Raw genomic sequence first — 26,426 nt, forward strand, 5'->3', positions numbered from 1 at the left:
ATTATTTTACTTTAATAGAAACTTTAATAACATAATTATTTATATCTTTAACGGATACCTCATCTATTAGAATATCCTCATAAGCATCTCCATTAATATGTAAATTATTTTCATTTATATAATCAAGTATTTTTTGATAAATAATCTGTACACTGTCATAATATCCTTTATGATATCCAACAACATATATACCTTTAGGCTTAATAAATATTTTTTCATTAGGAATATTCTCATCAACTTTAGTAAAATAGTAGCTATACTTAGATAAATTTCTTGTGAGCAAATCTTCATAGCTAATTATTCCACCCGCAGCAAATCCAATATTTAGATTATTATCAAAGCAATAATTTATATGATCTGAGTAGGTTTGGATATCATAAATTTGTTTTGTGTTATCAATTGGGTCACTTAAAATAAGATACTCTTCTTTTTGATTTTCTAAAAAAATAGATTTTGTAAAATTTTTACCCTCAGTAATTAGCTTTATCTTGTTAGACATTTGGACTTGCAACTTTTTTAGTCTATTAATTTCATTTTCAATTTCAATAATCTCTTCTTGAAAAAGATTTATTATATTATCAGGAGTTCTTCTCTCTATAAAATTTTTAATTTCTTTTAAAGGCATACCTATAGATTTTAAAATATATATAACATTTATAACTTCTAATTGGTGATGAGAGTAATATCTATATCCATTTGACATAACTTTTTCAGGTTTAAATAATCCTATTTCATCATAATGAAATAGCGTTTTTTTATTTATATTACATAATTTTGCAAATTCACCTGTAGTGAAATATTTTACTTTATTCTCCATATTTTATTCTCCTTATTGACTATCCTCTTACAGGATACTTTATTATAGTTTACATAAGAGTATTTTTCAAGGAGGAAATTATGAGTAATGCATTAGAAAAAAAGATTACATTAGGATCTTTGATAAAATATACATTGCCAACAATAGCAATGATGGTATATTTATTTCTAGGTTTGTAGGAGTAGATGTATTATCTGCATCAAATATAGTATATCCTGTAATTAATTTACTTATAGGAGTAGGGGTAATGTTTTCTACTGGAGGAGGAGCTATTGTAGCTAAGCTAATGGGAGAAGGCAAAGATAAAGAAGCTAAAGAAGGTTTTACAAGTATAGCAATTAGTGGCTTAGTAGTAGGTTGTATCGTATCTTTAATATGTATTATTTTTATAGATAAAATTATATATACTTTAGGTGGAAATGATCAATTATATAAGTATTGTTATGATTATTTATTATGGATGTTAATATTCACACCTTTTTTAATTTTAAAAATATATTCAGATTACTTTTTAATAACAGCAGGTGTATCTAAATTAGGCTTAATAAATGCTATTGGAGGAGGAGTATTAAATATAGTTTTAGATTATATATTTTTATATATTTTTAAAATGGGTATTACTAGTGCTGCTATAGCAACAGGGTTAGGATATGGAGTTCCTTCAATAATAGGTATAATTCATTTTTCTAAAAAAAGTAGTGCAATTCATTTTGTTAAATTTAAATTTAATTTTAAATTAATAAAGTTGTTTTAATGGATCTTCGGAAATGGTAACTCAGTTAGCAATTTCTGTAACCACATTTTTATATAATATAGTTATAATAAGATTTTTAGGAGCAAATGGAGTAGCTTCAATAACTATAATCTTATATATTCAATTTTTATTAAATGCAGTTTATTTAGGTTTTACATCTGGCGTATCTCCTAGAATTAGCTATAATTATGGTAGTAAAAATGAAGTAGAAATTAGGAAGTTAGTAAAATATAGTTTCTTAATTATAAGTGTATTTGGAATAGCTACATTTATTATATCTAGAGTTTTCTCAGATGTATTAATAGGTATATTTGTAGATGACAAGCAATTATTTAAGACAACGTTAGATGGATTTATAATTTTTTCGTTTAGTTTCTTGTATTCAGGTTTAAATATATTTATATCTGGAATGTTTACAGCATTTTCAAATGGTAAGATATCAGCAATACTTTCATTATTTAGAACATTTATTTTATTTATAATTGGAATTATAATTTTACCAATGATATTTGGTCTTAATGGAGTTTGGTTAGTTGTTCCAATTTCTGAGTTGATTGCTTTGTTTATATCTTTTATATTTGTATATAATAATCGATTTAAATATATGTATAGTAGAGCATTTAAAAATAAATCTTTATCCTATGAATAAAATGATTATTTGAGTTTATAAATTGTATAAATATAAAAAAGTTGCTTAATGTAATTACTTAATTATATTAAGCAACTTTTTTGTGTTAAAATTTTATATATAGGGAAAATAAGTAATAAAATGCAAAATAAACAATAAGTTACTTGTAAATATAGTAAAATATAGTAAAATATGGAATAGTAATAGAACATTGTGAATTTTTTAAGGAGATTAGCAAATAGGGATATATGGAAGAAAATATGTATAAGAAAATAGTAAAAAATAGTCCGATTGCTTACTGTTGTGCGGATATAATAAATGATAATTATGGCAATCATTTGGGCATAAAAATAAAAGATATAAATAAATCTTTTGAGGAGTTATTTGAGACAAAACTAGAATATATCAATAATAAGAATATAATGAATATGTTATCTGATGAGCAAATAAAAGATTGGATAAGTACATATAAAGAAGTTGATATTAACTCTAAGAAAACGATAAGAAAATATAATAAATTTATGAATATTATCTATGAGATGGATATTTATAATAAAGAAGATAAAGAATTATATATGGTATTTAGGCAAGTAAGTAAAGTATCACCAGCAATATCACCAGCAATGAGTAAAGCACCATTTCCAGCATGGATTAAAGATATAGATGGTAAGTACACAGACGTTAATAATGCATTTCTCAAATCTATGGGTTTAAAAATTACTGATGTTATAGGAAAAACAGAGTATGATATAATGGAAAAAAATCAAGCTGAAGAATCAAATTTTTATGATAAATCCGTTTTAAAAAAAGATACGCTTCATACATATAGACAAGCAATTATTAAAGATAATAAAAAAGAATATTATGAAATAACAAAATGGCCATGTATAGATTATACAAATGGATGCACAATAGGTACTATGGGAATATCCGTTGAGATTACGAAAGAAGTTATATCAATAGAAGAATTAGAAAAGAATCAAGAAATATTATCTCAAATAACAAATAATATAGATGAAATAATAATAATTGAAAATGATAAAACCCCTGTATATATAAGTTCCGCATTTGAAAAAATGTTTGGTATAAGACCAGAAGATATGAACTTATATGATAGTTGTGAAAATTGGGACAAGTATTGGGATGATAGAATAGAATACGAAAAAAAATACAATGAATATGATAATGAAAAAGAAATAGGTATATCGAAATTTAAAAATGAGTATGGATATAAATGGCTGAAAAAGGAGTATATGCCAATAAGGAGTAATAGTGATGATGTAAAAAAAAGGGTAGGAATAATAAGAGATATAACTAAGGATGTAGAAGCAAATGAGAGTCTAGAAAAATTAAGAATGGATTTTTTTGCGAATTTGTCACATGAGCTGAGAACACCTATAAATATAATTTTAAGTTCATTACAGGTAATAAACTTAAGGTTAGATAAATTAAATCAAGATGACTATGAATATTTTACAAAATACTTAGGAATACTTAGGCAAAATGGGCTTAGGTTACTTAAGCTTGTTAATAACTTAATAGATACAACTAAGGTTGATTCTGGTCACTTTGATCATAGCCCACAGAATGGCAATATAATAAGTTTTATAGAAGATGTGTGTATGTCTGTAAGTGAATTTATAAAAAATCATAATTTAAATTTAATATTTGATACAGATTGTGAAGAAAAAATAATTGCATTTGATAAAGATAATATGGAGAGGATAATGCTGAATTTATTATCTAACGCAATTAAGTTTAGTAAAGATAAAGGTAATATAGAAGTAAGTATATATTGTGAAGAAAGTATAAAAATAAAAGTAAGAGATAATGGAATTGGTATTCCTAAAGATAAGTTAGATGGCATATTTGGTAGATTCGAACAAGTAAAAAGTAAGATGAAAAATGAAAGAGAAGGAAGTGGAATAGGTCTTTCATTAGTTAAATATTTAGTAGAAATGCATGACGGAAGTATCTCTGTAGATAGTGAGTTAGAAGTAGGTTCAGAGTTTATAATAAATTTACCTGATAAGTTGTGCGAAAATAACAAAAATAAAGTTGATAGAGTCAACAATGTTAATCTAACCAATATAAGCAATATGAATATAGAGTTTTCGGATATATATTAAAAATAGCCTTCAATTTTATGAAGGCTATTTTAATATATGCTTATTATAAGCAAAAACTTTTTCTAATTATTAACTCAGAATTTAAAAGAACAGTCTTTTTAATAGTTCTACCATCTATTATTTGTTCTGATAGTAATGATATTGATGTTTTACATAGTTCAGGTATATCAATATGGAATGTACTAAGCGGTGGAGATACATATTTTGAAATATCAATGTTATTAATACTTATAACGCTAACTCTTTGAGGAATAGATATATTATGCTCATTTAATGCTTGAAGAACACCTATAGCTATAGCATCTGATGCAATAAAAAATGCTGTAGGTAAGTTATCATTTAAAGTTTCAATAGCTTTTTTAGTCATTTTATATCCTGTCTCTACTGAAAATTTTTTATCTATAAAAATATTATTTTCATTTAGTAAATTTTTATTATATAAATATGTTCTAAAAGCAATTTCTCTTATATCTTTTTCATGAACATTTGTGTCATGATTTAAATATGTACCACCTATAAATCCTATATTTGTATGACCAGCATTAATAAAATAATCCAGAGCCTTATGTGTTATTCTAGAAGTATTTGGTTGTACTGAATCGTATAAATCTGGAGTAGGATTTGAATCTATAAAAACACCATTCTTAGTTATTTTGTTCAGTTCTAATATTTCACTTGTTGAGAATCCACCTACAGCAATAAATCCACTTATATCTTTAGGTATTTTGCTTATACCATCTTGCTTTTTTATAGTGATTAACTCCATATTTTTCTCATTAGCATATTTTTCTATTTGTAAACGCATTTCCTTAAAATAAACGTCTTCTAACTCCTCTGTATCAGTAATCCAAAATAGTAATGCAATTTTTTCTATAATAGTTTTAATATACTTTCTTTCATATCCTAGGGATAAAGCTGTATTTAAAATCTTACTTTTTGTTTTTGGTGAGACTGATAAAGAGGTATCATTATTTAATAACCTAGATACTGTAGAAGTAGAAAATCCAGATTTCTGAGCTATTTCTTTTATAGTAACCATTAAATAACCTCCAATTTATTTTATTTAAAATTATATTTTTAACAAATTAAATTATAAAAGAGCTGATGTTTTAATTTATCATATATACATTATAACCATAATTAATCTTTATAGTAAAGATATTTACTATTTATATTTAGTAAATAATTTTACTAATAATATAAATGTTAATACTATTTTTAGATTAAAATTACTATAAATAATATTTAAAATAGTGTTTTATTTAAAATGTTTAATTTATGAAAAGTTAATTATAGAACTATAGTTATATCATTTACTATTTATTAATACTTTTTTAGTAAATATATTTACAAAATCAATTTACTTAATTATAATTAAAAGTGTAAAAACGATTTCATGAAAATTAGGGGGAATTAAATATGTTTAAAAGAATTTGTTCACTAATATTATGTGGAGCATTAGTAGTAGGTATGACAGGTTGTGGACCTTCAGATAGTAAAGGAGATGCCTCAACTAGTTCAGGAAATAATTCTGATTATGATTTATTAGTTTGGGAAGATCAAAGTAAATCAGGTGGGATAGAAGATGCAATTAAGAAATTTGAAGAAGAAAAAAATGTAAAAATAAAAGTTGTTGAAAAAACTTATGCAAATCAAATAGAGGACTTAAGATTAGATGGTCCAGCAGGGACAGGTGCAGATGTAATAACAATACCTGGAGATCAAATAGGAACAGCAGTTACATCAGGATTACTTAAAGAATTAGAAATAGATGAGTCAACTAAAGAGATATATACAGACTCAGCTATGGAATCACAAATAGTTAATGGGAAGGTTTACGGACTTCCAAAGGCTGTAGAAACTCAAATTTTATATTATAACAAAGATATAATATCTGAAGAAGATTTACCACAAACTACAGATGAATGGCTAGAGTATTCAAAGTCTGTTACTAAAGATGGTAACTACGGATTATTAGCATTATGGGATCAAATATACTACGCACAAGGTGTTATGAGTGGATTTGGCGGATATATATTCGGTAAAAATGAAGATGGAAGTTTTAATGCTGAAGATATAGGTCTTAATAATGAGGGTGCAATAAAAGCAGGAGAATACGTATCTAAGTTTTATGATAGTGGAGTATTTCCAAAAGGAATAGTTGGAGAACAAGGTATAAATACTTTAGATTCATTATTCACAGAAGGTAAAGCAGCTGCAGTAATATCAGGTCCTTGGAATATAGAACCATATAAGCAAGCTGGAATAAACTATGGTGTAGTAGAATTACCGACATTACCAAATGGAGAACATATGGGGTCATTAATAGGAGTAAAAAGCTACAATGTAAGTTCATATAGTAAGAACCCAGAATTAGCAGAAGAATTAGTTGAATTTTTAGCAAATGAAGAAAATTCAAAAGCTAGATATGAGGTAACTCAAGAAGTTCCAGCAATAAAAACATTAGCTGAGGATGAAAATGTACTTAGTACTGATAGTGCAAAAGCAGTTGCAGCTCAATCTCAATATGCAGAATTAACTCCTGGTATAACAGAAATGAACTCTGTATGGGAGCCAATAGATTCAGCTTTACAAACAATAGCTACAGGAAAAGCAAAGGCTAAAGATGCACTGGATAATGCTGTTACAACTATAAAAAATACAATAGCAGCAATTAATAAGTAATATAGTTTTATTTAAAGTAAAACAGTTACGATCAATAAGGGGGAATATAAATGGTAGAAGAAGTTACTAGTCAAGTATCACCAAAGATGAGTAATCAAAAAAAGTCTGACCATGGAAAAAAAGCAGCATTACTATCTTTAATACCTGGACTAGGTCAAATATATAACAAACAAATAGTAAAAGGATTGATATTTTTAGGTTTCTTTTTATCTTTCATCTTTGTATTTAAAGATTTATTTAATATGGGGTACTGGGGAATATTTACCCTAGGAGAGCAAGTACCTAGAGATAATTCAATATTCCTTTTAGCAGAAGGTTTAATTGCAATAATAGTAACAGCCTTTGGACTGCTATTTTACTATTTAAATATAAAAGATGCTTATGCTAATGGGAAAAGAAGAGATGATGGGTTCTCAGTTTACTCTGTAAGAGAACAATATCAAATACTTTTAGAAGAAGGATATCCATACTTTATAACAAGTCCAGCGTTTGTATTACTAGTATTTTCAGTAATATTCCCTATACTATTTAGTTTTGCTTTAGTATTTACAAATTATGATCTTTATCATAGTCCACCAGCTAGCTTAGTTAGCTGGGTAGGACTTGAAACATTAAAAGATATATTTACAGTAGAAATTTGGAGATCTACATTCTTTGATGTATTAGGATGGACTGTTGTATGGACGCTTGTAGCATCAACAATCCAAATTGCACTAGGTATATTTTTAGCAGTAGTAGTACATCAAAAAGGAATTAAATTTAAAAAGTTCTGGAGAACGATATTTGTATTACCTTGGGCAGTACCTGGTTTTGTAACAATACTTATATTTACAGGAATGTTTAATGATACATTTGGTGCTATGAATAATGTAATACTTCCTATGTTAGGTATTAGTGAAATACCATGGTTAACAGATGCTAACTTTACAAGACTTGCATTATTAATGGTTCAAGGTTGGTTAGGATTCCCATATATTTTTATAGTAACAACAGGTGTGCTTCAATCAATTCCAGAAGAATTATATGAAGCAGCAACAGTTGATGGAGCTACTTCTTTACAAAAATTTAAAAATATAACTTTACCTTTAGTTTTATACTCAATGGCTCCAATATTAATAACACAATACACATTTAACTTTAATAACTTTAATATTATATATCTATTCAATGCGGGTGGTCCAGCTGTACCTAACTCAACTGCAGGAGGAACTGATATATTAGTATCTTGGATATATAAACTAACAATGCAATCAGGTCAATATGCATTAGCAGCAGCACTTACTCTTTTATTATCAGTATTTGTTATAGGATTGGCTATATGGCAGTTTAGAAGAACAAATTCATTTAAGGAGGTAGAATAAATATGAATGTATTAAATTCAAAAAGTAAAAATAATATAAAAAAGGCATTAATATATTTACTATTAATTTCGGTATGTGTAATTATTATCTACCCACTTTTATGGACAATAGGAGCTAGCTTTAATCCAGGTAATAGTTTAGTGAGTACAAGCCTTATACCTGAAAATCCTACAACAGAACATTACTCACAGTTATTTGCGGGTGTAGGAACTCTACATTATAAACAATGGTATTTAAATTCATTAAAGATAAGTATATTTACAATGATATTCTCACTAATATCGGTATCATTTACAGCATATGCATTTTCTAGATTTAGATTTAAAGGAAGAAAAAATGGATTAATGGCGTTTATGCTTTTACAAATGATACCACAATTTTCAGCGCTAACAGCAATATTTGTTTTGGCACAAATGTTAGGATTAATAAATAGTCACTGGTTATTGATATTCATATATGTAGGAGGTCAAATTCCTATGAATGCATATCTTTTAAAAGGGTATATGGATTCAATTCCAAGAGATTTAGATGAAAGTGCAAGAATAGATGGTGCTAGTAGAACTAGAATATTTTGGCAAATAATAATGCCTTTATCAAGGCCTATGTTAGCAGTTGTAGCAATGAATGGATTTACAGGTCCTTTAGGAGATTTTGCTCTTTCATCAGTTATACTTAGAGAGCCTGAATCTTATACTTTACCAATAGGTCTTTACAAGCTAGTTAGTGATAAGATGGGAGCTAGTTACACAACATTTGCAGCGGGAGCAATATTAATTAGTATACCTATAGTAATAGCTTTCTTAGCATTACAAAAACACTTTGTATCAGGACTTGCAGCAGGTGGAACAAAAGGATAAAATGGGGGATATAAATATGGAATTTACATATAACAATGAGAAACGATTACTTCATGGAGGAGACTATAATCCAGATCAATGGCTAGATTATCCAGAAATTCTAGAAGATGATATGAGATTGATGAAATTAGCAAATGTAAATACTATGACAGTAGGTATATTTGCATGGAGTGCACTTGAGCCAACAGAAGGAAATTATAATTTTGAATGGCTAGATAAAATAATTGATGATATATATAAACAAGGTGGTAGGGTAATACTTGCCACTCCAAGTGGGGCAAGGCCAGCTTGGATGTCTAAAAAATATCCAGAAGTATTAAGAACAAATGAAAGAAGAGAAAAAATGCTTCATGGAGGAAGACATAATCATTGCTTTTCTTCACCGGTGTATAGAGAAAAAACACAATCTATAAATCGTAAATTAGCTAATAGATACAAAAATCATCCGGCATTAATAATGTGGCATATCTCAAATGAATTTAGTGGAGAATGTCATTGTGATTTATGCCAAGAAAATTTCAGAAATTGGCTTAAAAATAAATATAAGACCGTGGAGAATGTAAATAAAGCTTGGTGGGGACCATTTTGGAGTCATTCATACTCAGACTGGTCAGAGATAGAGTCACCTTCATCAATAGGAGAAGGTGCAGTTCATGGATTAAATTTAGATTGGAAGAGATTTGTAACTGATCAAACTATAGATTTTTATGAAAATGAAATTAAACCATTGAGAGAGTTAACACCTAATATAGCGATAACTACAAACTTTATGGCAGATACAAATGATTTAATACCATTTCAAAGCTTAGATTATGAAAAATTTTCAAAACATGTAGATATACTAAGTTGGGATTGTTATCCAGCTTGGCATAATGATTGGGAGAAAACTTCAGATTTAGCAAGTAAAGTTGGATTTATAAATGACTTATATAGAAGCTTAAAGCAACAGCCGTTTTTAATAATGGAATGTACTCCAAGTGGAGTAAACTGGCATAATGTCAATAAATCAAAAAGACCAGGTATGCATAAATTATCAGCAATGCAACTTGTAGCACATGGATCAGACAGTGTACTTTACTTCCAATGGAGAAAATCAAGAGGTTCTTCTGAAAAATTCCATGGTGCAGTAATTGATCATGATAATTCAAGTGAAAATAGAGTATTTAAAGAAGTTTCTCAAGTTGGAGAAGCACTTGAAAATATAAAAGAAATAAAAGGAAGTATGAAAAACTCAAAAGTAGCTATTGTATATGATTGGGATAATGACTGGGCATTAAAAGATGCTCAAGGGTTTGGAATAGAATCAAGAAGATATCCTCAAACGCTACAAGAACATTACAAATATTTCTGGAATAAAAATATATCTGTAGATGTTATAACTCCAAGAGCTGATTTATCTAAGTATAAATTAGTAGTTGCACCAATGATGTACCTTATGACAAAGGAAACTATGGATAATTTTAAATCATATGTAAGCAATGGTGGAGTTTTAGTTGGTTCATATATAAGTGGATTAGTTAATGAAAATGATTTAACTTATATAGGTGGATGGGCAAATACTCTTAAAGAGATATATGGTATAGATATATTAGAGTTAGATACATTATATCCTAAGGATAAAAATAGTATTAATTATAATGAGAAAAATTTTGATGTAAAAGATTATTGTAATGTAATATCTACTATAAATGCAGAAGTTTTAGCTAATTATGAAAATGATTTTTATAAAGGTAGTCCAGCTATAACTATGAATAGATTTAATAAAGGTAAAGGGTACTATATAGGTGCTAGAACAAATCAAGATTTCCTAAGTGAATTTTATGATAATGTAATATGTGACTTAGATATTATAGAAACACATGATTTTGAAACCCCTCAAGGTGTTTCTATACAAATAAGAGAGAATGAAGAAAATAAATATTACTTCATGATGAATTTCACAGAAGAAAATCAAGATGTTATAATAGATAATTTATATGAAGATTTAATTACTAATAAAAAGGTTTTAGGAAGTATAGAACTTAAACCCTATGATACATTAGTATTAAAAAAATCTAAATAAAAGTTATCAACTCCTTTTCTTAGAAGCTGTATATAAATATATTTATATGCAGCTATTTTTTATTAATATAGTCAAAATTAGTAACACGATTACATTTTTTACATATAAATAAGAGTATAAAGATAAAAAGAATTGACTTTATTAAAAATTAAGAATATAATTACAATAATTAAAAATTTTTATAATCCTAAGAAAAGGGATAGTAACTAAATTTAGGTTCAAAATAGAGAGTTGAGGATGGTGGAAGCTCAACAAGAAGAAATTTAGTGAATGGGCCTTTGAGGAGTAAACTGAAATCATATTATATGAGAGTAGGCTTTACCGTAAATCGCACGTTATAGCGAATGGGATATGATAGTATCCTAAAATGAGAGATGTATAACTTGATTTTGTTATACATAAATTAGGTGGCAACGCGGATAAACTCCGTCCTATTAATTTAGGACGGAGTTTTTTATTTTATAAATTAAAGGTGGTGATAAGTATGATATGAAGAAGAAAACATAAAGAATGTGATTTAAATATATGGCAATTATTGATTAAAAAATATTTAAAAGATTTAGGAGGACAATATTATGAAATTAAATACAAAAAAAATGGTTTTAAATGCATTACTTTTAGCATTAGGTTTAATTATACATCAACTTACACCAGCTATAGGTTTACCAATACAACCTGATATATCTTTGATTATGTTATTTACAATAATGATTATAAATAAAGGAGATTATAAAACTTCTCTAATTTGTGGTATAGCATGTGGAATATTTGCAGGTTTAACATCTAAATTTCCAGGTGGACAGATACCAAATATAATAGATAAAGTGATAACAACTAATTTAGTTTATTTATTTATGTATGTAATTTATAAGCTTCCTTTTGTAAAAAAACTAAGTGAAAGAATTCAGGATTTTATAGTTTCAATGATTATACTTCCAATAGGAACTTTAATTAGTGGTACTACATTCTTACTAGCAGCATTAGCCTTAGTTGGATTACCAGGCAGTTTTAAAGCTTTATTTTTAGTAGCTGTAGTTCCAGCTATAGGAATTAACCTAGTATGTGGTATATTTTTAGTTAAAGTTGTGACATCTTCTGTAAATAGATTAGGATATAAAAACTTAAGTAGTTTTAATAAATAGAGAGTTATGAAAAATCATTATGCTAAATTTAGTATAGTGATTTTTTTAATTAAATTCATAATAGAAAATTTTATGATAAAAACTTTAAAGTTAGAAATTACGTATATTTTGACGGAAAATGTTTATATTAAAAATGCGATTTTAGGTAGAAAATTACAATTTAATGTACTACTATTAACTTATCAGGGGGGATTAATGATATATGAACGAATGTGTCAAAAACATAATGAAGATATATATATTTATTTTAGTTATACTGCATATATTACTTGGAAAGTTTAGCTTTATACACATATATAGCGTATTACTTATATTAAATAGTACTATAGGGATTTGCGGATTTTTAGTAAATACATCTTATTCTGACTTAAATAAAGATAATATATATAAACACATATCCTTGGTTTTTGCGTTTTCTGGAATTATCAACTTAGTTTATGCTTTTTCGATGCTAATGTATAAGCATGAATATCAACATATAAATACAATTACACACATTGGATTTTTAGGTATAGGTGTAGAGATTTTACTAACAATGTACATTTTAAATAAACATAAAAATGAGATAAATATAAAAAAAATTATAAATACATTAATAATACTTACGGTTTTATCATTATTAGTGCTATGTAGAACATCAGTTATTCCAATGGTTTATAGCAAAAGTGGAATTACTGTATATTCTTTTATAGTAGAAATAGTATACATTATAGGTGCTATTTATATAATAAAAAATATAAAAAAACTAGATAATAGAATATCAAAAAGGGCTATGAGAGATATTCAAATATACAATGTATCCAGATTAGTTTATTTAGCTTTCATGTTAATATATGGAGTCTTAAGCGCATATTTAAAAATATATAACACATACATTTTCTTAACATTACTTCTAATATGCTTAGTAAATAGTATATGTATATCAAAAATTTGTTATATGGATATTATAAGAAGGCCAAATCAATTATTATACAGAAATCTACTTAGGGAGAAGGAAAGATTAGAAGAGGTAAATAAAGGATTTAAAGACTATAAAAATAGATATGAAGAGATATTAATGTATCTTCCAGATGGAGTAATAGTTTGTGAAGATGGAGTAATAGTTTTTGCAAATGAAAAAATTAATGAATATTTTAATCTATATAGTAGTGATTATATTTTAGGAAGAACTCTTTTTGATATAGTTGATGAAAGTGAAAGAGAAAGCATAAAGAAAATTGATGATATCAAAAAACCTGTTAAATATCTAAACCTAAAGTATTCATTCCGTGGAACAGAGTTTTATGGAGAGCAAACTAATATAATTAAAAGACGTAAAAATAAAACATTATCTATATTTATAATAAAAAATATGGAAGATAGAATAAAGTTAGCTAAAATAAAAGAAGAATTAGAGTATAATAAAACATTAGACGAAATAAAAAACCAAGTTCTAGCAAATATATCTCATGATTTTAAAACGCCAGTAAATGTAATTTACTCAACCGTTCAAATGCAAGATTTAAATATTAAAAAGAAAAAGTATGATAATTTAATTGAATTTAATCAAATTATTAGACAAAATTGCAATAGATTAATAAAACAAATAAATAATTTTATAGATTCTATCAAATTAGAAAGTGATAAATTACATGTGGATTTAAAGTATGTAAATATAGTTAGTTTAGTAGAAGATATAACTGACTCTGTATTAACATACGCTACAGAGAGAAATATAAATTTAATTTTCGATACTGAACATGAAGAAGTATATACTTCTGTAGATACACAATTTATAGAAAAAATAATTTTAAATTTATTATCTAATGCTATTAAATATAATAAAGAAAATGGATCTGTAGATGTAAAAGTTGAAGATACGGATCAGTTAATAATAATTTCAGTAAAAGATACAGGAGTAGGAATTCCTAAACGTAAGTTGAAAAATATATTTAATAGATATGAACGAGCAGAACGCGATTCTATAGAAACTAAAGAAGGTAGCGGAATAGGGCTTAATATAGTAAAACAAATGATAGAAGCATTAAATGGAGCAATAGATATTAGTAGTGTAGAAGGAAAGGGAACAGTAGTAAAAGTTATATTGCAAAAAAATGATGATGCAAAATTAGAAGAAGATGAAGCAATAAAAGCATAGTAATAAATTTAATGCATAATAACAATATATGTATATTGCCAGATATGATAATTTTTATTTGAATAATACAAATACTATATTCAATATGATAAAACACTAGGAGAGTGAAGCATTATGATTAAATATCTGGCAACTAAATCTTTAGAGAAACAAGCAGAAAAAAGATGGGAAGAAAACAAAAAAATTATAATGTATACAGGAATAACCATTTTAACAGGGTTAGGTGCATATTTTTCTTATAAAAAGATAAAAAACTATATACTTGATAGAGAAATGTCTGATGAGTTAAATTATTTAGATTATCTAGAAGATGAAGAGTCTTATGATAAAGAATGTGATGAGATTTACAATAAAAAAGATGAAGATGAAGAATTAAAAGAAAAAATAGATGAGTTTAATTCTAGACGATTAAGTTATGAAAATGATGAAATAGTATCACCAAAAGAATTAAATCATTATATAGATCAGATAAAAGTAGATAAATGTGATATAGAGGAAGAAGAATTTGAAGAAGATAAATATGAAAAATATGACGAATAATTGAGTTGACAATATCAACGAAATAGAATATACTAAATGCAGATGTAAAATGCGATTTAATCATTGAATACCCTATTAGATTCAATGATTACTTTATTAAATAATAAAATAAACCTATTAAAAAAAGAGATTTAAAGGAATTGTGCTGAAATTATTTAGTTCATTTCTTTAAATCTCTTTTTTGTACATTATCATATTAAAGTGACTAATATGTAATTTTATAAGAAGTATTATATTATATTATATTATTTTATATATTGTATAATAATTATAGGAAAATAAAATTAAATTGGAGGAAATTATGACAAATATTCTTATGATAGAAGATGATAGTACTATAGCATTTGGAGTAAAATATGCACTAGAACAAGAAGGCTTTAATATAGATATATGTAAAGATTTAGAAAGCAGTAGAAAAAATATTAATGAAAAAGAATATGGTATTATTCTCTTAGATGTAACCTTACCTGATGGAAATGGTTATGATTTTTGTGAAGAAGTTAGAAAGTCACAAGATATACCAATAATATTTTTAACTGCTTGTGATGAAGAAGTTAATATTGTAATGGGATTAGACATAGGAGCAGATGATTATATAACTAAGCCTTTTAGAGTAAGAGAGCTTGTATCTAGGATAAAAGCTGTGCTTAGAAGAAAAGGTAATAATAATGATAATAAAAAAATATTAAAGTTTAAAAATTTAAGTATACATACATTAGAAGCAAGAGTATTTAAAAATGGAGAAGAAATTTTTCTAACATCAGTTGAATATAAGTTATTGTTGATTTTAATACAAAATAACAATGTAGTTTTAAGTAGATCAAAAATTCTTGAAAAACTTTGGGATGTCACATATGACTTTGTAAATGATAATACTCTTACGGTTTATATAAAAAGACTTAGAGAAAAGATTGAAGATGATGCAACAGATCCTAAGTTTGTAATTACTGTAAGAGGTCTTGGTTACAAGTGGAATGGAAGTGAAGATAATGTTTCTATTTAATCCAGAGATGAAAAGATTTTTAAGAAATTGCTTTATTTTATTACTAATTAGTATAGGGTTATCTATAAGTATTACTTTTATGAATATAAATATAATAAAATTTAAGGTAGTTGAAAATAATCAAGCAATATTAGGAGAGATATTACATAAAAATCCAAATTTAGAATCACAAATAGTAGATATAATAACTCAAGGTGGTTCTAAGGAAAATATAGACTTAGGTAAAGATATCCTAGAAAATTATAATTATAATAAAAGTATAAGTTTTGGAAATGAACCTATTATAAGTGAGAGTATTAATGAACTTTTAAGTGTAAATATATTGTTTTTAGTATTTGTATTTGTTTTATTTTTAATATTATCTATATATTATTTTAAAAAGGTATATTCAGATATAACTGATATGACTGATTATGTTTATAATAGGTCAGAAGGAAGGATATTTGAAATGAAAAATTCCAATCAAGAAGGACAAATAGGTCTTTTAAAAACTGAGTTAATTAAGATGACGAATATTCTTAAAGAAAAAGTAGAGCTATTAAATAATGATAAAATATTTTTAAATGATACTATATCAGATATATCACATCAGCTAAAAACTCCTATGACATCGCTTATAATACTAAATGACCTTATGTATGAGGATATACCGAAGGAAACAAAGGTTGAATTTTTAGATAAAATAAAATCTCAGTTAACTAGGATGGAGTGGCTTATAAAAAGTATGTTAAAACTTTCTAAGGTAGAAGCTAAAGTTATAGATTTCAAAAAAGAAGAAGTGGATATTAAAGAGCTAGTAAGAAGAGCTCTTCAGCCAAGTTTAATTCCAATAGAGCTTAAAAATATAAATTTAGATATAAATGGAGATGATGATGCAACATATTATGGAGATATAGATTGGTCAACGGAAGCTTTATTAAATATAATAAAGAACTGTATAGAACATACTCCTAAAAATGGAAGTTTAACTATTATTTATGAGGAAAATCCATTATATTCAGAGATAATAATAAAAGACAGCGGAGAAGGAATAGATAAAAAAGACTTACCTCATATATTTAAGAGATTTTATAAGGGAAAGAATAGCTCAAAAGAGGATAGTGTAGGAATAGGGCTTGCAATGGCAAAATCTATAATAGAAGGTCAAAATGGAGATATATATGTTAAGAGTGAAATAAATAAGGGAACAGAGTTTCATATAGTTTTTCATAAAAGTTATAGTGACTAATATGTCACTTAAATCTTCACCTTAATGTAAGGCTTAAGTTCTAAACTATAAAGTATAGATTTGAGTTTGAATTTAAGAAGAAATTTAAATAAAGATATAACAATTATGGAGGATAATATGGAAATTTTGAAAGTAGAGAATCTAGCTAAAAGTTACGGCAAAGGCGAGGCAAAAGTAGATGCCTTAAAAAATGTAAATTTGTCAATAAATAAAGGTGAATTTATTGCAATAGTAGGACCAAGTGGTAGTGGAAAAAGTACATTATTACATTTATTAGGAGGAGTAGACAAGCCAACTAGTGGTAATGTTTATATAAATAATGTAGATATATATACTTTAAAAGAGAAAGATTTGTCTATATTTAGAAGAAGAAATGTAGGTCTTATATATCAATTTTATAATTTAATACCAGTACTTAGCGTAAAGGAAAATATATTACTTCCTGCAGAATTAGATAATAGAAAAATAGAAAAAGAATACTTAGATGACTTATTAAAAACTTTAGGACTAAAAGAAAGAGAAAACCATCTTCCGAACGAATTAAGTGGAGGGCAACAACAAAGAACATCTATAGGAAGAGCTTTGATTAATAGACCATCTATAGTTTTAGCAGATGAACCAACAGGAAACTTAGATAGTAAAAATTCTAAAGAAGTGCTTGAGCTATTAAAGCTATCAGTAAAGAAATATAATCAAACTTTAATAATGATAACTCATGATACTAATATTGCTTTACAAGCAGATAGAGTGATAACAATAGAAGATGGAATAATAAAACAAGATGAGGTGATATAAATGAACTTATATACATCTCTAACCATAAGATATTTAAAAGAAAATAAGAAGAGAACAATAGTTACTATAATAGGAATAATACTTTCAACTGCACTTATTTGTGGGATTGGAAATATATTTGAAAGTTTTATGGATTATCAAATTAGAGAGACTATATCTAATGATGGTGCATTCCATGCTACATTTTATGATATAAAAAAGGATGATATAGATACTATAACAAAGTCAGCAGGAATTTCTAAATCAGCTTTAAGTGATAATTTAGGATATTCTAAGATAAAAAATAATGATAATAGCTTAATTCGAGTTAAAAGTTATGATAATGAATCGTTTGAGGGATATCAAATTAATTTAAAAGAAGGTAAGCTTCCAATAAATGAAAATGAAATAGTACTTAGTGAATCGGCATATTCCTTAGTTAATAAAAATATAGGAGATACTATAAAACTTCAAATAGGAAAAAGAGAATCTAAAGATGGAGATAATGTATCAGGTTATTATTCACCAGAACAAGGGGAAAAATTAGTTGAATTAGAAAGTAAAAACTTTAAAATTGTTGGCATTATAGAAAGACCAGGATTTGAGTATAATGGAAATGGTGTAGTTACGGCAATAACTCACCTAGATATAAATAAGTTGCCTAAAAATAAAGATATAAATGTATCTATATGCGCTAATAAGCCTTCAGAAATATATGATATAGCCTCTAAAATATCTAAAAATTTAGGTTTTAAAGAAGATATCGTAAATGAAGAAAATGTATATGAAAGTGATTCATTATATTATTCTAGTGATAAAGGTGTATTTTATGAAAACTTATCATTTAATGAACATTTATTAAGAATACAAGGTGCAAGTGCATATACACATATAAATAACACTATATATATGATAATGTCAATTGTTACAATTCTAGTAGTTGTATGTACAATTGCAACTGTATATAATGCTTTTAGTATATCTATTAGCGAACGTAAAAAACAGTTTGGAGTACTTAACTCTATAGGTGCTACAAAATACCAGGTTATGAAATTAGTATTTATAGAAGCGCTTATAGTTAGTATAATAGCTATACCAATAGGGATAATTTGTGGTAGTTTAGCAATAGATTTAGTATTTAAATGTATACAAAGTTTATTTAAAAATTCATTTATAGCACAGATGAACTTAAGAGTGGTCTATAAACCATATATAATTATAGGAAGTTCAATTATAGTGATGATTACAATATTTGTATCAGCAATACTTCCAGCAATGAGTGCAGCAAAAACTTCTCCTCTTGAAGCTATAAAAAATAGTAGTAATTTGAAATTAGGAAAAGTTAAAGATTCCAAAATTATTAAACTATTATTTAAGGCTGAAGGAGTTCTTGCATATAAGAATTTAAGAAGAAATAAAAAGAAATTTAGAATAACTTTATTTTCTTTAATAATAAGTGTAGTTATATTTATATCATTTAGTGGATTTATGGAGTTATTTGTAAGATCAAATGAAATTCATACAGGTCAAATGAATTATGATATGAATCTATATAAAAATGGAGAAGTAGAAGATAATAATTTAATTAATGACTTAAGAAATATAAATGGAATTGAGAATTTTAGCATTAACAATTATTATGCAGTGGGAACATATATAAAAGAAAGTAATATAGATGAAATTTATAAAGATTTAGTAAGTAAATATTTCGAATTTGAAGAGAAAAATAATGAATTTATATATGATTTCTTAAATAATCACATTATGTTCCCTGGAGATTATGCTATAGGTAAATTAAATCTTACTAGTGGAAGTATTGATAAAGAAAGAGCTATAAATGAAAATGGTATAATACTTAGAAATAAAAGTTATTATGAAGAACCAGGTAAAAAAGGTGATGTTTCTTTAACTAATTACAAAGTCGGTGATACTATAGATATTTATGAAGTAAGTTATGATGAAAATACTGGTGAAGAAATAAAAACACCAATTAAATTAAAAGTACTAGCTACTACAGAAGACTTACTTCCAGGAAATTTATCATCAACTCATATGGGAATTGATTTTATAACTTATGATGAAGTAGGAGAAAAATTAGGGTTTGATATAGATAAAAGTATGGTTTATATATCTACAAATAAAAATGAAGAAAGTAGAGATCTTATAAAAGCATTAGCAGAAAATAATGGATATAATGTTAACGATGAACTTGAATATGCTAAAGAGATGGAAGAGTCAGCAATGGCAATAAAAGTATTTGTATATGGATTTGTAGTTGTTATATCATTAGTAAGTATAACTAATATAGTAAATACAATAAGTACAAATATAAATTTAAGAAAAAGAGAACTGGCTATAATTAAATCAATAGGTGTAACACCTAGAGGATTTAACAAAATGATATATTTAGAAGGCTTACTGTATGGAGTATTAGCATTATTATATGGAGTTCCAATAGGGCTTGGAATAGATATACTTATGAATAAAACACTTGGAGATGTTATAGATGTTGGTATGATTCTTCCTTGGGGTGCTGTAGGTATATGCTTTGTAGGAATATTTGTTATAACATTTATTGCTTCTTATATACCAATGTCTAAGATAAACAAAGAAAATATAATAGAAAACATTAGGCAGGAAAGTATATAATTGAATAAAAAAAGGAGTATAAATTAATTTATACTCCTTTTTTTATATTAATGTCCAATTAAACCACTATCTGAAAGTTTATCATTAAACTTTTTAGTTACTCTATTTATAGGACCTTTGAAGATAACACTAAGTATAGTAAATATAGCAAAGAATATTAATAAAGCAATAATATCCTTATTTAAATTTGGCATATAAACACCAGCAACAGCTTCTCTTTGAGCTGATATTGCATAAGTAAATGGAAGTAATGGATTTACAGCTTGGAAAAACTTTGGTGTAACCTGAATAGGGAATGTTCCTCCAGAACCTGCAACTTGTATAACTAGTAAAATAACAGCTATAGCCTTACCAACATTTCCAAATAGAGAACACAATGAATAAACTATAAAAGTAAACACAAATGAAGTAAGTAATGAAACTAAAACAAATAACAATGGATTAGTCATAGTTACTTTTAAAATGAATATATCACCTAAACTTACTATAAGTGCTTGTAATAGTGCTATAGTAAGGAATGTAAGTCCTCTACCAAAGTAAACTTCATAAGGTTTATACTCACCATGTACTTCTGTTGAAAGTAAGGAGCAAAGTAATAATATTCCTACCCATAAAGAAAGTACAGTATAAAATGGTGTCATAGCAGATCCATAGTTTGCAACTGGATATAAACTGTTTGTTACTATTTCAACTGGTTCTTTTAAGAAATCTGAACGAGTTGTTATATCATTTTTCAATAAAGATATTAGTTCTTTCATATCCTCACTATTATTTACTTTAGATACAGCATCAACTAATTCATTTATAATATTTTTAGCCATTGGTATTTTTTCTTTTATAAAATCTACAGTTTCATCTGCACTTCCTGAGAATTCTAGAGCAGTTGATAGAATATTATTTACTTTAGGAAGCTTATTTTCAGCAGAATTTAAAACATCTAAAATATTATTAGCAACTGTAGTACCTTCATCAAATATATTATTTATAGGAGTAGTTATTTTTGAGTCAAAGTTATTTATTATATTTGATGTAATGCTATTAATATCTTTGACTACTTTTAATATACCATTTAAATTAGGTAAAGATGGAGTTTGTCCATTAGCTAACTGATCTTTTATAGCATTTAAGCTACTAGTAGCAGCATTTAATTTAGTATTAATACTTTCTAATTGAGTAATTACACCACCAAGTTGATTTCCAGGGACTAGTTTATTAAGTTTATTTAAGAAACTAGTCAAAGTACTTGTTGTAGAAGATAAATTTGAAAGTTTATTAGATAAACTATCTATTAATTCTGGAGCATTATCGTACCCTTTGTTTATTGCATCTATTATATCAGATACAGCAGATATTGCAGAGGATGATACGCTATTTATTATTTCTAGATCACTTTTTATAACTGGAGCAATGCTATTAACACTTGATTGTGTATCATTTAAAAATGATTTTACATCATCAGCTAATCCAACAGAATTAGTTAGTGTAGTTTGAATTAATGGCATATCTTTTTGAAGTTCTTTGACAATATCAGAAATTTGACTTGTAGCATCAGATGCTAAGTCAATAGTTTTATCAATATTTTTAAACTTATTTTGAACTTCAATAAGAGAAGTTTCAATTTTATTTAACTTTGGAAGTTCTGTCTCTAGTGTTACACCAATATCATTAAGAGCTTCAAACATTACTTCGCTTACTGTTTTTACAACTGTTTGATTTACCTCAAGTTGAATTGAGGTAGCTCCTTTATCTGTAATTTTTGGAGCAATAGCATTTATTTTCTCATTAACAGTATAGATTATTTCACCTTTTTTAACATCTTCCCTAACTAAAGAAGTTAAATTTTGTGAAAAATTAGATGGAATTTCTATTGATGCATAATACTTACCGGTTTCAACGCCTTTTAAAGCTGTAGCTTTGTCAACAAATTGCCATCCAAGTGCATCGTTATCTTTTAATTTTTCGACTACTTGATCACCTAAATTAACATCCTTATTTAATACAGAGCTACCCTTATCCTCATTGATAACAGCAACTTTTATATTACCTGTATTACCATAAGGATCCCAAGATGCTTTTATATTAAACCAAGCATATAAAGATGGTAAAATTGATAAGCCAACTATAACAATTAATAATGCAAAGTTGGTAAATACATTGCTAAAATCTTTTTTTAAGATTTTTAATATATTTTTCATATAGTTATACCTCCGACATATTATTATAAATTCAGAATGTTATTTAAAAATATAATATAACAATCATTTATTTTTGACAATAAAAGACAAGTGAAATATAGATAAAAGTAAAAAAGTGACGCAAATTCTTGTTATTTACATGATTTTATTTTATGTAAAAAGTAGACTTTTTATAGGGTCATAATTAATATTTAATTGATATGGTTAATATCCATTCAGATTGGGGGAAAAACATGAGTATTGTATTAAAAAATATTAGTAAAATTTATAAAAGTGGAGAAGTTGAAACCGTAGCATTGAAAAATATTAACCTAGAAATAAAAGATGGAGAGTTTGTAGTTATATTAGGTCCTAGTGGTAGTGGGAAAAGTACCTTATTAAATGTAATAAGCGGATTAGATAGTCCAAGTGAAGGTGAGATTTATTTTAATGATACTAAAATTAGTGATTATAATGAAAAGCAGTTGACTAAATTTAGAAGAGATTATTTAGGATTTATATTTCAGCAGTATAACTTATTACAAAATCTTACTGTAAGAGAAAATGTTGAAATAGGTAGTGCAGTTAGCAAAGATTCACTTGGGATTGATGAGGTACTAAAGTCAGTATCAATGTATGAAGACAAAGATAAATATCCATATCAATTATCAGGAGGAGAGCAACAGAGGGTATCTATAGCAAGAAGTATTGCTAAAAATCCAAAGATAATGTTTTGTGATGAACCAACAGGTGCACTAGATGAAAAAACAGGAAAACAAATATTAAATATTATTCAAGTTATGAATAATAACTTAAATACTACAACTATTTTAATAACCCATAATACAAACATATCATATATGGCCGATACAATAATAAAAATGAACTCAGGTAAGATTGTAGAGGTTATAAAGAATGAAGAAAAAAGAAAGGCAAGTGAAATATTATGGGCTTAAGAATCCTTTTAAAGAATACATTAAATATTTTTAAGAAAAAAAGATTACAGCTCTTAGCTATTGGAATTATAATTGGAATTAGTTCATTTTTATATACAACAATGTTTTACACATTAAATAGTATGAAGGATCCTTTTGAAAAGTTTGTAAAAGAATATAATCAAGAGGACTTTTCTATAAATATTGTAGATGGAATTACTAGCTCAGACATAGATTTATTAAATGAAAAAGAAAAATCTACTGTAAATAACATGCTTACATATAGCTTAAATGATATAAAAAATAAGAATAAACAACTATATAATAAAATTTTAGATAATAGAATTAAGAGATTTGAAGATACTTACAAAGACTTTGAATTAGAATTAAGAAAATATAAAGAGGTTAATTTTACATATAAAGGTGAAGGCAATAAAATTACATTCATTAAAGATGGAGAAAGTATAAATTTATCATACATAGAAGAAGGAGATAAACCTAAAAGTAACAATGAAATTGCAGTTAGTAAAATTTATGCAAATAAAAATAATTTAAATATAGGAGATAGTATACAAGTTAATAAAAATCTATACAAAATTACAGGATATGTTTTATTTCCAGATATGACATTACCAATAAATGGATCGGATTTTATAATAGATAACTCAAAAATTACACCGGCTCTTGTTGTTGATAATGAGTTTGAAAATATAAGTAGTAAAGAAGAGATTTATTTATCTGGTGTTGTGAAAAAAGAGTATAACAAAAACTATGGAAGTATAATGAATAAATTTGATAAAAAAGTAGTAGCTACATTTACTGAGAATAAAGATTTGGACTTTATAACAAATATAATATCAACTAAAAATCAAATAAGAAGTGGAGCGATATACGAAGAAGTTAAATCTGGTCAAGAAATAACTATCATACTAAGTGTAATTATGCTTATTATTGCTGTTATGATAGTCTTAATTTTAATTTATAAAATTATTAGAAATGAAAAATCTCAAATTGGATTATTAAAGTCAATAGGATATTCAGAAAATTGTATATTAATTCCATACTTAATTATACTTATAATAGTATCACTTCCAATGTTAATTATAGGTTATATTGGAGGAGTGTATGCATCTTCAAAAATGAAAGACTTTTATTTAGATTTTTATTTGATTCCAGATGCACCTATAAAAAGTAATTTGTTTATACTAGCTACATCAGTAATTATACCAATGTTAATAATTTTACTTCTTTCATATATTATAATAAAGAAATTGTTATCTAAAAAAGTTATAAATTTACTTAAAGAAAATAATATAGAAAAGGTAAGTAAATTAAATAAGATTAGTAATATATTACTTAAAAATTGTTCAGCAAAAAATAAGTTCAAATACTCTTTTATATTTAATAATACTAGCAAATTTGTAGTATTTTTTATAGGTATATTCTTATCATCAATGCTTATAATAATGAGCTTTATGATGATAGGATTTTTCGAAAAAATGACAACTGATTATTATAATGATGTAGATTATGTATATGAAGGATATGTAGATTTTACAAAGGGATTACCTTCTTTAAAAGAAGATGAAGAACAATTTATAAGTATAGAAAGTATAAAATATAAAGGCAATGTTATTAATATAAAAGGAATTTCACCAGATAATAAACTTCATAAGTTATATGATAAGAAATATAAGGATATAACGAAGGATTTAGAGAAGGGAGTAATTATAAATAAAAGTTTCAGTAAAATTTACAATATAAAAAAGGATGACATAATAGAAATTGAAATAAATAACCAACGAATAAAAAGAATTGTATCAAATATATCAAAAGATTATGGTAATGAAACTATTTATTGGAGGCTAGAAGACATAGAGCATATTATTACCTACAAAAAAGATTTAAATTTAGGAATAAATAAAACTTACTTTAATGGGGTATACTCAAAATCTAATTTGGATGAATCCAATTATATAAGTGTAATAAATAAAAATGATATAATAAGTCAAAGTAAATTAATGCAAAAATATGTTGAGATTGCAGTTTATATAATGATTGGATTTGGTATTTTTATAGGAGTATTAGTTCTTTATATTCTTACTACCTTAACTACTGAAGACAATTATTATAATATTTCATTATTAAAAGTAATGGGATATTCTAAAAAAGAAGTTAACTCTATGATTTTAAACAGTTATCTATTGCATGCAATAATTTCATATTTTATAAGTACATATATTACTGTGGTAGGTTTTGACTATATCATAGGTTATATGGGCAAAGAATTTGGCATTGTTATGCCATTTGAATTTAAGATAAGCCACTTAGTATCAGGATTACTAGTTATAATAATTATATTTTTTTCTGGCACATTTGCAGCAAAGAAAAGAATAGATAAAGTTTCACTTCAAGAAGTATTAAAAGAATATAGATAATAAGATAAATTATAAGAAATTAATGGCTATAATCAAAGAATTACGATTATAGCCATTTTAATTTTGAAGATTATACGAGTTATTAAATTTAAATGGTAGAATCACTTTAGTAT

19 protein-coding genes and 1 other annotated feature are annotated in these 26,426 nt (G+C 26.0%); of the genes, 16 read left to right on the top strand and 3 right to left on the bottom strand.

All coding sequences use genetic code 11. From position 1 onward, the window contains the following. Nucleotide 1: 1 nt before the first annotated feature. Nucleotides 2-817 (bottom strand): MerR family transcriptional regulator, encoded by an 816-nt coding sequence (locus I2A66_RS03100; protein ID WP_122639406.1) that lies wholly within the window; start codon nt 815-817, stop codon nt 2-4. A gap of 205 nt (nt 818-1,022) precedes the next feature. Here I2A66_RS03100 and I2A66_RS17080 point away from each other — a divergent pair, with 205 nt between their 5' ends. From I2A66_RS17080 to I2A66_RS03110, 3 genes are all read left to right on the top strand, one after another. Continuing rightward, a complete protein-coding gene (locus I2A66_RS17080; protein WP_330615447.1) occupies nt 1,023-1,571 on the top strand; it encodes an MATE family efflux transporter in 549 nt (182 codons plus the stop codon). A gap of 13 nt (nt 1,572-1,584) precedes the next feature. After that, on the top strand, nt 1,585-2,220 hold the full coding sequence (locus tag I2A66_RS17085) for an MATE family efflux transporter (protein WP_243238635.1): 636 nt from the start codon (nt 1,585-1,587) through the stop codon (nt 2,218-2,220). A 239-nt stretch (nt 2,221-2,459) separates the two neighbouring features. Next, the gene (locus I2A66_RS03110) at nt 2,460-4,328 is read left to right on the top strand and encodes a PAS domain-containing sensor histidine kinase (protein ID WP_195250932.1); all 1,869 of its coding nucleotides are present in this window, start codon (nt 2,460-2,462) and stop codon (nt 4,326-4,328) included. Nucleotides 4,329-4,371: 43 nt separating this feature from the next. Here the strand turns inward: I2A66_RS03110 and I2A66_RS03115 are convergent, their stop codons facing one another. After that, entirely contained in the window at nt 4,372-5,367 is a 996-nt protein-coding gene (locus tag I2A66_RS03115) for a LacI family DNA-binding transcriptional regulator (RefSeq protein ID WP_122639404.1), read from the bottom strand. Nucleotides 5,368-5,747: 380 nt separating this feature from the next. On the opposite strand from I2A66_RS03115, the gene I2A66_RS03120 reads away from it, so the two are divergent. The 11 genes from I2A66_RS03120 (at nt 5,748) to I2A66_RS03170 (ending at nt 20,766) form a co-directional block, all read left to right on the top strand. Then, nucleotides 5,748-7,013, top strand: coding sequence for a sugar ABC transporter substrate-binding protein (locus I2A66_RS03120; protein WP_147515421.1), 1,266 nt, complete (start codon nt 5,748-5,750; stop codon nt 7,011-7,013). A 50-nt stretch (nt 7,014-7,063) separates the two neighbouring features. Next, a complete protein-coding gene (locus I2A66_RS03125) occupies nt 7,064-8,374 on the top strand; it encodes a sugar ABC transporter permease (protein ID WP_279265826.1) in 1,311 nt (436 codons plus the stop codon). A gap of 2 nt (nt 8,375-8,376) precedes the next feature. Then, the gene (locus I2A66_RS03130) at nt 8,377-9,231 is read left to right on the top strand and encodes a sugar ABC transporter permease (RefSeq protein ID WP_122639402.1); all 855 of its coding nucleotides are present in this window, start codon (nt 8,377-8,379) and stop codon (nt 9,229-9,231) included. Between the two features lie 16 nt (nt 9,232-9,247). After that, nucleotides 9,248-11,293 (top strand): beta-galactosidase, encoded by a 2,046-nt coding sequence (locus I2A66_RS03135; protein WP_122639612.1) that lies wholly within the window; start codon nt 9,248-9,250, stop codon nt 11,291-11,293. 180 nt (nt 11,294-11,473) lie between these two features. Next, nucleotides 11,474-11,730: a binding site (T-box leader), on the top strand. A 138-nt stretch (nt 11,731-11,868) separates the two neighbouring features. Beyond that, nucleotides 11,869-12,435, top strand: a complete 567-nt coding sequence (locus I2A66_RS03140) for a tryptophan transporter (protein ID WP_122639401.1) — start codon at nt 11,869-11,871, stop codon at nt 12,433-12,435. A 202-nt stretch (nt 12,436-12,637) separates the two neighbouring features. Then, on the top strand, nt 12,638-14,572 hold the full coding sequence (locus I2A66_RS03145; RefSeq protein WP_195250933.1) for a sensor histidine kinase: 1,935 nt from the start codon (nt 12,638-12,640) through the stop codon (nt 14,570-14,572). Between the two features lie 114 nt (nt 14,573-14,686). Then, on the top strand, nt 14,687-15,112 hold the full coding sequence (locus I2A66_RS03150; RefSeq protein ID WP_195250935.1) for a hypothetical protein: 426 nt from the start codon (nt 14,687-14,689) through the stop codon (nt 15,110-15,112). A gap of 301 nt (nt 15,113-15,413) precedes the next feature. Continuing rightward, nucleotides 15,414-16,115, top strand: coding sequence for a response regulator transcription factor (locus tag I2A66_RS03155; protein ID WP_122639397.1), 702 nt, complete (start codon nt 15,414-15,416; stop codon nt 16,113-16,115). Next, nucleotides 16,102-17,343, top strand: a complete 1,242-nt coding sequence (locus I2A66_RS03160) for a sensor histidine kinase (protein ID WP_122639396.1) — start codon at nt 16,102-16,104, stop codon at nt 17,341-17,343. The genes I2A66_RS03155 and I2A66_RS03160 overlap by 14 nt, the downstream gene beginning before the upstream one ends. A gap of 117 nt (nt 17,344-17,460) precedes the next feature. Next, the gene (locus I2A66_RS03165; RefSeq protein WP_122639395.1) at nt 17,461-18,138 is read left to right on the top strand and encodes an ABC transporter ATP-binding protein; all 678 of its coding nucleotides are present in this window, start codon (nt 17,461-17,463) and stop codon (nt 18,136-18,138) included. Beyond that, on the top strand, nt 18,139-20,766 hold the full coding sequence (locus tag I2A66_RS03170; protein ID WP_147515417.1) for an ABC transporter permease: 2,628 nt from the start codon (nt 18,139-18,141) through the stop codon (nt 20,764-20,766). A gap of 47 nt (nt 20,767-20,813) precedes the next feature. Here the strand turns inward: I2A66_RS03170 and I2A66_RS03175 are convergent, their stop codons facing one another. Further along, on the bottom strand, nt 20,814-22,961 hold the full coding sequence (locus tag I2A66_RS03175; protein ID WP_122639393.1) for a YhgE/Pip domain-containing protein: 2,148 nt from the start codon (nt 22,959-22,961) through the stop codon (nt 20,814-20,816). Nucleotides 22,962-23,194: 233 nt separating this feature from the next. Between I2A66_RS03175 and I2A66_RS03180 the strand changes: the two genes are divergently transcribed. Further along, the gene (locus tag I2A66_RS03180; RefSeq protein WP_122639392.1) at nt 23,195-23,896 is read left to right on the top strand and encodes an ABC transporter ATP-binding protein; all 702 of its coding nucleotides are present in this window, start codon (nt 23,195-23,197) and stop codon (nt 23,894-23,896) included. After that, nucleotides 23,887-26,313, top strand: a complete 2,427-nt coding sequence (locus I2A66_RS03185; RefSeq protein WP_195250937.1) for an FtsX-like permease family protein — start codon at nt 23,887-23,889, stop codon at nt 26,311-26,313. The genes I2A66_RS03180 and I2A66_RS03185 overlap by 10 nt, the downstream gene beginning before the upstream one ends. Nucleotides 26,314-26,426 lie beyond the last annotated feature (113 nt).

The sequence above is a fragment of the Romboutsia sp. 1001713B170207_170306_H8 genome, from assembly GCF_015550495.1.
Lineage (GTDB): Bacteria > Bacillota > Clostridia > Peptostreptococcales > Peptostreptococcaceae > Romboutsia_E.

What these genes read in the sequence shown, in the direction of transcription:
- I2A66_RS03100 (WP_122639406.1), bottom strand. Translation starts at nt 817, where the DNA reads ATGGAGAATAAAGTAAAATATTTCACTACAGGTGAATTTGCAAAATTA.
- I2A66_RS17085 (WP_243238635.1), top strand. Translation starts at nt 1,585, where the DNA reads ATGGTAACTCAGTTAGCAATTTCTGTAACCACATTTTTATATAATATA.
- I2A66_RS03110 (WP_195250932.1), top strand. Translation starts at nt 2,460, where the DNA reads ATGTATAAGAAAATAGTAAAAAATAGTCCGATTGCTTACTGTTGTGCG.
- I2A66_RS03115 (WP_122639404.1), bottom strand. Translation starts at nt 5,367, where the DNA reads ATGGTTACTATAAAAGAAATAGCTCAGAAATCTGGATTTTCTACTTCT.
- I2A66_RS03120 (WP_147515421.1), top strand. Translation starts at nt 5,748, where the DNA reads ATGTTTAAAAGAATTTGTTCACTAATATTATGTGGAGCATTAGTAGTA.
- I2A66_RS03125 (WP_279265826.1), top strand. Translation starts at nt 7,064, where the DNA reads ATGGTAGAAGAAGTTACTAGTCAAGTATCACCAAAGATGAGTAATCAA.
- I2A66_RS03130 (WP_122639402.1), top strand. Translation starts at nt 8,377, where the DNA reads ATGAATGTATTAAATTCAAAAAGTAAAAATAATATAAAAAAGGCATTA.
- I2A66_RS03135 (WP_122639612.1), top strand. Translation starts at nt 9,248, where the DNA reads ATGGAATTTACATATAACAATGAGAAACGATTACTTCATGGAGGAGAC.
- I2A66_RS03140 (WP_122639401.1), top strand. Translation starts at nt 11,869, where the DNA reads ATGAAATTAAATACAAAAAAAATGGTTTTAAATGCATTACTTTTAGCA.
- I2A66_RS03145 (WP_195250933.1), top strand. Translation starts at nt 12,638, where the DNA reads ATGAACGAATGTGTCAAAAACATAATGAAGATATATATATTTATTTTA.
- I2A66_RS03150 (WP_195250935.1), top strand. Translation starts at nt 14,687, where the DNA reads ATGATTAAATATCTGGCAACTAAATCTTTAGAGAAACAAGCAGAAAAA.
- I2A66_RS03155 (WP_122639397.1), top strand. Translation starts at nt 15,414, where the DNA reads ATGACAAATATTCTTATGATAGAAGATGATAGTACTATAGCATTTGGA.
- I2A66_RS03160 (WP_122639396.1), top strand. Translation starts at nt 16,102, where the DNA reads ATGTTTCTATTTAATCCAGAGATGAAAAGATTTTTAAGAAATTGCTTT.
- I2A66_RS03165 (WP_122639395.1), top strand. Translation starts at nt 17,461, where the DNA reads ATGGAAATTTTGAAAGTAGAGAATCTAGCTAAAAGTTACGGCAAAGGC.
- I2A66_RS03170 (WP_147515417.1), top strand. Translation starts at nt 18,139, where the DNA reads ATGAACTTATATACATCTCTAACCATAAGATATTTAAAAGAAAATAAG.
- I2A66_RS03175 (WP_122639393.1), bottom strand. Translation starts at nt 22,961, where the DNA reads ATGAAAAATATATTAAAAATCTTAAAAAAAGATTTTAGCAATGTATTT.
- I2A66_RS03180 (WP_122639392.1), top strand. Translation starts at nt 23,195, where the DNA reads ATGAGTATTGTATTAAAAAATATTAGTAAAATTTATAAAAGTGGAGAA.
- I2A66_RS03185 (WP_195250937.1), top strand. Translation starts at nt 23,887, where the DNA reads ATGGGCTTAAGAATCCTTTTAAAGAATACATTAAATATTTTTAAGAAA.